Annotated in this window: 9 protein-coding genes; 3 read left to right on the top strand and 6 right to left on the bottom strand. The window is 69.7% G+C overall.

Annotation, left to right across the window (positions count from 1 at the left end):
* Positions 1 to 7 precede the first annotated feature (7 nt).
* Positions 8 to 640, bottom strand: coding sequence for a DUF998 domain-containing protein (locus QMX80_RS09355; protein ID WP_282276652.1), 633 nt, complete (start codon positions 638 to 640; stop codon positions 8 to 10).
* Between the two features lie 154 nt (positions 641 to 794).
* Here QMX80_RS09355 and mprF point away from each other — a divergent pair, with 154 nt between their 5' ends.
* Positions 795 to 3,353: a bifunctional lysylphosphatidylglycerol flippase/synthetase MprF gene (mprF, locus tag QMX80_RS09360; protein WP_282276654.1), complete on the top strand. Its 2,559-nt coding sequence runs from the start codon at positions 795 to 797 to the stop codon at positions 3,351 to 3,353.
* Here the strand turns inward: mprF and QMX80_RS09365 are convergent.
* Together QMX80_RS09365 and QMX80_RS09370 are read right to left on the bottom strand one after the other, a co-directional pair.
* Positions 3,319 to 4,692, bottom strand: a complete 1,374-nt coding sequence (locus QMX80_RS09365) for an AcvB/VirJ family lysyl-phosphatidylglycerol hydrolase (RefSeq protein WP_282276656.1) — start codon at positions 4,690 to 4,692, stop codon at positions 3,319 to 3,321. The two genes, mprF and QMX80_RS09365, sit on opposite strands and share 35 nt — an antisense overlap.
* 71 nt (positions 4,693 to 4,763) lie before the next feature.
* Positions 4,764 to 4,952 (bottom strand): oxidoreductase-like domain-containing protein, encoded by a 189-nt coding sequence (locus tag QMX80_RS09370; RefSeq protein WP_055770407.1) that lies wholly within the window; start codon positions 4,950 to 4,952, stop codon positions 4,764 to 4,766.
* A gap of 51 nt (positions 4,953 to 5,003) precedes the next feature.
* Here QMX80_RS09370 and QMX80_RS09375 point away from each other — a divergent pair, with 51 nt between their 5' ends.
* The gene (locus QMX80_RS09375; protein ID WP_282276657.1) at positions 5,004 to 5,252 is read left to right on the top strand and encodes a hypothetical protein; all 249 of its coding nucleotides are present in this window, start codon (positions 5,004 to 5,006) and stop codon (positions 5,250 to 5,252) included.
* Between the two features lie 525 nt (positions 5,253 to 5,777).
* Here QMX80_RS09375 and QMX80_RS09380 read toward each other — a convergent pair.
* The gene (locus tag QMX80_RS09380; protein ID WP_282276658.1) at positions 5,778 to 6,377 is read right to left on the bottom strand and encodes a hypothetical protein; all 600 of its coding nucleotides are present in this window, start codon (positions 6,375 to 6,377) and stop codon (positions 5,778 to 5,780) included.
* Positions 6,378 to 6,544: 167 nt separating this feature from the next.
* A complete protein-coding gene (thpR, locus tag QMX80_RS09385) occupies positions 6,545 to 7,132 on the bottom strand; it encodes an RNA 2',3'-cyclic phosphodiesterase (RefSeq protein ID WP_055770141.1) in 588 nt (195 codons plus the stop codon).
* Between the two features lie 296 nt (positions 7,133 to 7,428).
* Here thpR and QMX80_RS09390 point away from each other — a divergent pair, with 296 nt between their 5' ends.
* Positions 7,429 to 8,532 carry a tetratricopeptide repeat protein gene (locus QMX80_RS09390; protein ID WP_282276659.1) on the top strand — a complete coding sequence of 368 codons (1,104 nt, stop codon included), beginning with the start codon at positions 7,429 to 7,431 and terminating at the stop codon, positions 8,530 to 8,532.
* A gap of 74 nt (positions 8,533 to 8,606) precedes the next feature.
* Here QMX80_RS09390 and QMX80_RS09395 read toward each other — a convergent pair whose 3' ends face one another.
* Positions 8,607 to 8,939 carry a zinc ribbon domain-containing protein YjdM gene (locus QMX80_RS09395; RefSeq protein ID WP_055770145.1) on the bottom strand — a complete coding sequence of 111 codons (333 nt, stop codon included), beginning with the start codon at positions 8,937 to 8,939 and terminating at the stop codon, positions 8,607 to 8,609.
* Positions 8,940 to 9,074 lie beyond the last annotated feature (135 nt).

Below are 9,074 nucleotides of genomic sequence, written 5' to 3' on the forward strand. Positions count from 1 at the left end.
GATGGTTTCAGCCGTGACGTCGCGGCTGCCGCCACAGCTGCAGCGCCACCCGCGCCAGCCAGGCGACGACCAGCGCGATCACCGCCTTCTGCCCCAGCCCGCGCGGCGTGTCGCGCCAGAGCACGTGCAGCCACAGGCCGGCGAACGCCAGCCAGGCCCACCACCAGGCGAAGCGGTGGAAACCGCGCCAGCGCGGGTCGCGACCGAAGCACCAGGCCTGCAGCAGCATCGCGGTGGTGACGCAGAGGAAGGCCGTCTGCGCGGCCAGCGCATGCACCAGCGGCGCGAGCAGCGGCGCCCGTTGCGGCAGCCAGCTGTCGCCCACCGCCACCGTGGCCAGGCCCACGCCCGCGGCGCAGAACAGGGCCAGCGGCAGGCCGCGTCGCGCCGCTCCCCGCAGGCGCGCATGCAGCGCGATGGCAAGCACGGCGATGGCCGCCGCCAGCACGCAGTAGGCGCCGCGCAGCCACAGCCCATGCGGGCCGTGCAGGTACAGGCTGAGCGTGGCGCGCATCCAGTCCAGGTCGGTGCGGGCGAACTGCAGCCAGGTCGCCGTCCCGGCGAACAGCAGCAGCGCGGCCAGCGCCAGCCCGGCAGCGAGGCGTGCGGGATCCCGAAGCGATCGTGGCGGCAGAGCCAAGGCAGGTTTCTTCTGGAGGAGCAGGACCCAGCTTATCCGCACGCGCCGCCCGTCCGCCGGCTGAAGGCCACGCGCACGCTTGCCAGCATCGTCACGCCATGCCGATAGTCTTTGGCATTCCCGCGCCGCCATGGCGCCCTGCCGCCCACCCCGCATGACCGATCCCGCCGCACCCAGCGCTCCCGCAACTCCCGGCTGGCGCCGGTTCGCCGCCGTCGCCGTCACCCTGGCGATCATGGGCATGGCCCTGCATGCGCTGGCCGGCGAGTTCAGCGAACACGGCTACCGCCAGATCCGCGGCGCCATGCATGCGCTGTCGTGGCCGCAGCTGGGGCTGGCGCTGCTGCTGGGCATGGCCAGCTACGGTTGCCTGATCGGCTTCGACGCGATCGGACTGCGCCGCGCCAACCGGCGCCTGCCGGCCAGCCGCGTGGCGATCACCGCCTTCCTCGCCCATGCCGCCGGGCAGACCCTGGGCTTCGCCGCGCTCACCGGCGGCGCGATCCGCGTGCGCAGCTACGGCAATGCCGGCCTCGGCCTGGCCGAGATCGGCCAGGTCGTGCTGATGAGCACGCTGGGCTTCGTGTTCGGCGCCTGGGTGCTGCTGGGCCTGGCGCTGTGGCTGGAGCCGGGCGCCGCGGCGTTGGCGTTGCCGCTGGCCGCACCGCTGGTGCGGGTGCTGGGCATCGTCCTGCTGCTGGGCTTCGGCGCGATGTGGCTGGCGGTAGGCCGCGGCGGCCGCAGCCTTGGCTGGCGCGACCACCGCATCTGGATACCGGACCGGCGCACGGTGCTGGAAGTCACCGCGCTGAGCGTGGTGGAGCTGGGGCTGGCCTCGGCCGCGTTCTACGTGCTGTTGCCGGCGCAGGACGGCGTCGGCTACATCGGCTTCGTCGGGCTCTACCTGGTCGCGGTGGTGGCCGGGCTGGTCTCCACGGTGCCGGCCGGGCTGGGCGTGTTCGAGTGGAGCCTGCTCAAGCTGCTGCCGCAGTTCGCGCCGGCCGCGATCCTCGCCGCGGCGGTGGCTTACCGCGTCACCTATTACCTGGTCCCGCTGTTCCTCTCCGCCCTGCTGGCGGGGCTGGCCAGCATCCGCCGGCCGCTGCGCAGCGGCGCCAGCACCGCCTGGAACGTGCTGCGCCCGTGGCTGCCGCAGGTCATCGCGCTGGCCGTGTTCGCGGTCGGCGCGCTGCTGGTGATTGACGGCACCCTGCCGGTGCCGCGGCATCGCCCGCTGCACGCGCCGCTGCCGATCGTGGAGACCTCGCACCTGCTCGGCAGCCTGGGCGGCGTGCTGCTGTTGCTGATCGGCCAGGGCCTGCAGCGGCGCAGCCATGCGGCGTGGCTGATCGCGCTGGCGCTGAGCGTGGTGCTGCCGATACCGGCGTGGCTGCGCGGCGGCCATGCGCTGGTGGCGATGACCCTGCCGCTGGTGGCCGTGGCGCTGTGGGCGGCGCGGCGCGAGTTCTACCGCCAAGGTGCGCTGCTGGACGAGGCCTGGTCCTGGCCGTGGCTGCGCAACGTGGCGCTGGTGCTGGTGGCCACGGTGTGGCTGCTGTTCTTCGTCTACAGCCATGTCGAATACCAGAACGAGCTGTGGTGGCAGTTCGCCACCTCCGGCAACGCGCCGCGCGCCCTGCGCGCGCTGCTGCTGGTCAGCATGGTGGTGATCGTGTTCGGGCTGGCGCGGCTGCTGCACAGCACGCGCACGCCGCTGCCGGTTCCCGATGGCGCGCTGCTCGAGCAGTTGCGGCCGCTGCTGGCGCGCGCGCACGACACCCAGGCCTGCCTGGCGATGACCGGCGACAAGGCGATCCTGCGCAGCGAGGACGGCCATGGCTTCGTGATGATGCAGCGCTACGGCGGTTCGCTGGTGTCGATGGGCGACCCGGTCGGTCCGCCGGACACGGCGCGGGCGCTGATCTGGAAATTCCGCGAGGAAGCCGACCGGCTCGGCCTGCGCCCGGTGTTCTACCAGACCGGCGACCAGTACTGGCAGACCTACCTCGACCTGGGCCTGACCCTGGTCAAGCTCGGCGAGGAAGCGATGGTGTCGCTGGCCGGCTTCAGCCTGGAGGGCAGCGCCCGCGCCGACCTGCGCCAGGCCTGGAACAAGGGCAGGCGCGTCGGCCTGGGCTTCCGCGTGGTGCCGGCCGAGGACGTCGCGCCGCTGCTGCCGGAACTGGCGGCGATCTCCGATGCCTGGCTGGAGGAAAAGGCCGGCGACGAGAAGGGCTTCTCGCTCGGCAGCTTCGACGCGGACTACCTGTGCCGCTTCCCGGTCGCGCTGGTCGAGGCCGACGGCCGGATCGTGGCCTTCGCCAACCTGTGGCAGGCGCCGGTCGCGCAGGAATTGTCGGTGGACCTGATGCGGCATCGCCCCGATGCGCCCAAGGGCACGATGGATTTCCTGTTCATCGAACTGTTCCTGTGGGGCGCGGCCAATGGCTACACGCGTTTCTCGCTGGGCATGGCGCCGCTGACCGGGTTGGCCGAACACCGCCTGGCCGGGCGCTGGAACCGCTTCGCCAACCTTGTCGCGCGCCATGGCGAGCGCTTCTACGGCTTCGGCGGCCTGCGCCGCTTCAAGTCCAAGTTCGCCCCGGAATGGCGCCCGCGCTATCTCGCCGCGCCGGGCGGCGTGCACCTGCCCGCCGCGCTGCTGGACGTGACCCGGCTCATTTCGCTGGACCCGCGCCGGCAGTCGAGCTGAGCCCGCGCAGCCGCTGCAGGATCACCTGCGCCAGCCCGGCGTAGTCCCCTTCGAAGTGGTGGTCGCCGGGCAGGCGCACCACCTGCGCCGAACCGGCCGGCAGGTGCGGGCACAGCGCATCGTCGTCGTCCTGGCCGTAGACGCAGACGGTACGCGCGGCCGCCAGCCGGCGCATCTCCGGCGCGATCGGCAGCCCGCGGTCGCTGCCGCCGCCCAGCCAGTTGCTGACGTGGAATTCGTAGTCGGCGCGCGTGCCCACCGACAGCAGGGCGGTCATCGCCAGCATCGACGCGGTGTCGGTGGACAGCCGGTTGATCGCCGCCGGCAACACGTCGGCGCCCTGGGAGAAACCCACCAGCATCAGGTTCGGGCGCTGCCACTGCCGTGCGTAGTGGCGGGCGATTCGATCCAGGTCGGCGGCAAAACCGGCCGGCGTGCGCTCGCTCCAGAAATAGCGCAGCGAATCCACGCCCACTACCGGAATGCCGGCCTGCGCCAGCGCGCCGGCCACCTCCTTGTCCAGCCCCGCCCAGCCACCGTCGCCGGAAACGAACACGGCGAAGGTGTCGCCGTTGCCGGCGGCCGGAACTTCCACCAGCGGCAGGCCGTCGAGTTCGTGCGGCACCGGCGGCAGGCTCACCCCGCGCTGCGCGCCGAGCACGCGCGCCGCCGCGACTTCACCCGGTATCGCGCTGCCGGAAGCGCTGCGCTGGAAGCGCCGCGCCAGCGGCACCGCCTGCAGGAAGGCATCGACCTCGGCCGCCGGACAGGCCTGGCCCCTCCCCGGCGCAGCCTGCAGCCACGGGAAGCCCAAGGCCACCGGCACCAGCTTGCCGTCATGGGTGCCCTCTCCGCAGATCATGCGGGACTCGTGCAGGGAGGGGCAGAAGTCTTCGGTGAGCAGGCCGGCGAATACATCGGCGCCGGACTGCGCCGACACCGCATAGGCCAGCGCCGCCCCGTCGCCATCGCCGCCCAGGATCGGCAGGCGATAGGTCGGCACGTGCAGGTAGGCCTGCACATAGCGCGAGAAATTCTCCACGTCGCCGGCGGAGAACCCGCAGCTGCCACCCTCCTTCGCCAGCACCCGGGCCAGGTGGCGGGTATCGATGTCCACCACCATCGCGCCATCGCGGCGCAGCGCCTGCAGGCGCGCCTGCCGCCGCGCCGCATCGCCTGCGTCGGCGAACCACAGCACCACCCGCTGCACCGGACCGTCGGGCAGCAGCACCGGCACCTGCTCGAACCGGCCGTGGCTGACCGGTTCCAGCGCCAGCGCCGGCGCAGCCAGCAGCCCCGACGCCATCACCACCAGCAGAGCGAGCGACGCATGTGCCATGAGAACTTCCTTGACCGGAGAGACGGCAAGCCTACGCCTGCCGAAGCGGGAATGGCGTCGAAGCCGCGGCGTCAGTCCTGCGCCTCCGGGTGGCGCAGCTTCCATGCAGCCAGCGCCTGCCGGTAGCGCACCAGTTCGTCGGCATACAGGTCCAGCACGCACAACGGGCAACCGCTGCCGCAGCATTCGTTGGGGCCGGGCTCCTCCGGCGGCGTGGGCCGCGGGTCCGGGTCGGGCGTGGGGATGGGGATCGGATTCATCGCTTCGGCCTGCTTGGCCGCCATCAAGACAGGATGGAGCAATTCTAGGCCATGAGGTCCAGTGAGGCCGCTGAGCTGTTGCTGTTGCTGTTGCTGTTGCTGTTGCTGTTGCTGTTGCTGTTGCTGTTGCCCGTGATTTTGCTTTTGCTCCTTGCTTTTGACTTCCGGGTCCCCTTCCGCAGCGACGGAGCCGGCGGGAAAAACCTGAAGGGCGGCGTGCAGGGATGCACGCCGTTTTTCTACGCGACATGGATGTCGCGTAGAAAAATCCCGCCGGCGGAGTGGACCCGACGCGCTTAGCGCGTTGGGCGCGGAGGCAGGGGCGTGCTGACCAGCCATTCGGCTGTTGAAGAGCGCCTCTCTTGGTTACTTCTCTTTGCACGAGCAAAGAGAAGTAACTCGCTCCTGCGAAGCAGGAGTGAAAGCCTTGCTCTCAAGCTTACGCCTTGGCTTTGTGCGGGTGCTTTGGCCCTTGTCGTTTGTATTTGAAAAGCCCGAGCAACGGCTGAAGCAGGATCAAGAGCTTTCGCTCCCCTTCGGGGCGCGAGCCACCTTGACCAGCCATTCGGCTGTTGAAAAAGCTCTTCTTTGCTCGTGCAAAGAAACGTGGCCCAAAGAAACACGGGCCGGGCCGCGAGCCGATACGGCTACGCCGCTTCGGTCCCCTGTGCTCCTCGCGGGCCAGGGGGACGGCGCACAACTCGCTTCGCTCAGACACGTGCGCCTCTTCGCCCCCTGTCCCGCTGCGGTGCTCGGCTCGCTCTACGGCCACAGGAAGTCGAGAGCCAAAAGCAGCAACGGCAACGGCAACGACGGGATACCGACTTACTCCGTCACCCGCCGCAGATTCTCCCGCGCCTGCGCGTCATAGCGCCCGTGGAAGAAATCACTGAAGAAAATACGCGGCTGAGCCAGTACACCTTTCAGGAAACGCCGTCGGTTGAGGCGGAACAGGAATCCCGGAACCTTGCCCCGATACTCTTCGGCAATGCCACGGTCATACACGTCGAACACCGCCGGCGGTGCACCAAGAATGGCCATGTCGCTGTCCAGGAACAGCGCCGCATCCGAGTCCAGTTCGTCGGCGCGCAGGCGGCCATGGCGCGCGGTCAGTTCGATCAGCGCCGCCACCCGCTCCGCATCCACGCCGGCATCGGGCAGCCAGCGCGCGATCGCCTCGCGCGCCAGGGTCGCCGAACGCGCTTCGTTGTCGCCGCGCCCGGCTTCATAGATCGCGTCGTGGTACAGCATCGCCAGCGCCACCTCGCGTGGCTGCCGCCAGCCGGGACCGGCAGCCACATCGCGATGGTGGCGCAGCAACGCCTGCACATGGCCGACGTTGTGGTACGCGCGCGGCGGCTGCATATGCGCCGCTTCGATCTCGGCCAGTTGGCCCGGCGGCAGAGGCATCGGGATCAGGTCCATGCGGCCATTCTAGGCACCCCCGTGCCGCGGGAGCGAGACAGGTCGCGCCCGGACTTTGCGCCTGCAACCCATGCAGGGCTGCCCCGGCCGTTGTCGAAAGGCCAGCCTGCGACTCCGGCGCGACCTCGCACCGATCCTGCAGGATCAGGCACGCCTGCCCACAGGCCTCACCCCAACGACCAGCGTCCTTCCAGCTGGTAGCGGGTCTGCCCCAGATAACTGCGGATCAGCACGAACTCGCGCACCAGCCAGCGCATCGGCTGCACCGGCTGCAGCGGCATGCGCCGCTTGTCGTAGAGCAGGGTCAGGTGCGGGGTGAATGCCGGATCGGGGCGGCTGCCCATACCCTGCAGGCAGCGCGCCAGTTCCTGGTGCAGGCCGTGCAGCAGATCGGCGCCATGTCCGCTGCGCAGCACGAACGGGTGCTGGCGGCCACCGGCGAAACTGCCGACTTCGTCGAAGCACACCTCGAATTCCGGCATCCGCACCCGCGCCGCGGCCTGCTGCACCCTGGCCAGCAGGCTCGGCGGCAGGCCGGCGTAATCGCCCAGGTGGTGCAGGGTGACGTGCAGGCGCTCGCGCGCCAGCGGACGCCCGTCCAGGCCATGTTCGCCGCGCAGTCCCTCGGCCAGTTCGGCGATGCGCCAGGCCGTGGCCGGATCGGGCATCACCGCGAAGAACAGGCGTTCGGTGGGAATGTCGCTGCCCAGGCCCAGCGACAGCTGCGCCTCGGCGGAGGGAATGAACTTCGTCATGGTCGAATGGAAACGCCGGCCGGCGGGAGGACGCCGGCATGCGGCGGCCGGCCTCGTCTGGGGCGCGGATACTAGCAGACCCGGTCGCGTGCCGGGCCGCCTGTCGCCCCGGCGGCAGGACGCATGGCGAAAACACGGCCAGCCTTCCGCGACGCCCGCCGCGCAGGGGCCGCCGCGGGTCATCCGCATTTCTGCCAGCGGCCGGCCCGCATCGCCTGTGGATTCCGCGCCGGATGCGCCGGCTCGCCGGGACAGGCATACACTGGCGCAGCAGCAGCAATCCACGGGTGGTCGCCATGATCGGTTGGAACGCTTTCCTCCTGCTTGCCGCAGTCAACGTCGCGCCGCCGGCCACGCCGCCGACGCCCGAACAGGTCATGGCGATCCCTCCGGAACTGAAACAGCGGGTACGCGAGGAAATCGTCAATCCGACCAACTCGCTCGAGCAGCGCCTGCAACGGCTGGTCGACCTTGTTTTCCAGCCACGCAATCTGGACGCGAAAGTCGACCCGGATACGGCGCTGCAGTACGACACCGCGGCGACGTTGACCGTAGCCGAGGCCTGGACCCAGCACCGCGCCAACTGCCTGTCCTTCACCCTGCTCTTCGTCGCCTTGGCGCGCGAGGCCGGCATCGACGCCCGTGTCCAGGAAGTCGGACAGGTCGTCATGTGGTACCAGGAACAGGGCGTGGTCTACAACGCCGGACACGTCAATGTCGGACTGCGCATCAACGGCCGCCACGCCACGCTGGACCTTGACCAGAACGTACTGTACGACCGGCGTGGCCCCCGCCTGATCAGCGATCAGCGCGCCCTGGCCCACTTCTACAACAACCGAGGCGCCGAGCTCCTGGCTGCCCAGCAGATGGACGCGGCCCGCGAGCATTTCCGCATGGCGCTGGAGCAGGAAAAGCGCTTCGCACCGGTATGGAACAATCTGGGCGTTCTCGAGCGCCGCTCAGGCAATACCGCGGCAGCGGTCCACGCGTTCGACAATGCGCTGGCCCTCGACCCGGGCCTGCCTTCCGCGCTCTCCAATGCCAGTCTGCTCTACCAGCGGATCGGGGAAGGCGATCGCGCTGCAAGGCTGAATGCACAGCTGCAGCGCGTACGCGAACATGACCCCTTCTACCAGTTCATGCAGGGCGTGGAGGCGGAGCGACGCGCCGACTATCCCACTGCCATCCACTACTACCGGCATGCCATACGGCTATATGGCACCGCCCATCAATTCCATTTCGGCCTGGCGCGCGTTTACTCCCTCAGCGGCGACAACCGCCGCGCAGCGCACGAACTGGAGCAGGCCCGCACCCTCGGCAAAACCGACAGGCTTCGTGCGATCTACCAGGCCAAGCTCGATACGCTGCGCAAGCTGAACGCCGGCCATGCGGGACATTGAAAGCAGCAGGATTTCCGCCGTCCCTTGCCTGCTGCAACGCTTGGCCCGCCGCTGGCGGGCCATCCCGTCGAGGATCAGGCCTTGCGCAGGAAACAGGTTTTCAGCACCAGGCCCTTGATCTTGTCCGAGTTGCCTTCGATGTGCTCGGCGTCGTCCTCGACCAGGCGGATGTTGCGGATCACCGTGCCCTGCTTGAGCGGGATCGACGAGCCCTTGACCTTCAGGTCCTTGATGACGGTGACGGTGTCGCCGGCGACCAGCACGTTGCCGTTGCTGTCGCGCACCACCACGCCGGATTCGGCCGCTTCGCCCGGGGTCCATTCGTGGCCGCAGTCGGCGCAGATCCACAGCGCGCCGTCGGGATAGACGTTCTGCGACGAACACTGCGGGCAGGAAGAAACGGGCATGGCGGCTCCATACGATGACGTGGCAAGCCACCTATTGTAGCCGCCCGTCCCGGTTCACCGGGCGCGGGCGGCCGTGGGCGGCCCCCCCCCGCCCCCCGGGGGCACCCCCCCCCGGCCCCCCGGGCCGTTTTTGGG

It is taken from the genome of Stenotrophomonas sp. PS02297 (assembly GCF_029959705.1).
Classification (GTDB): domain Bacteria; phylum Pseudomonadota; class Gammaproteobacteria; order Xanthomonadales; family Xanthomonadaceae; genus Stenotrophomonas; species Stenotrophomonas nitritireducens.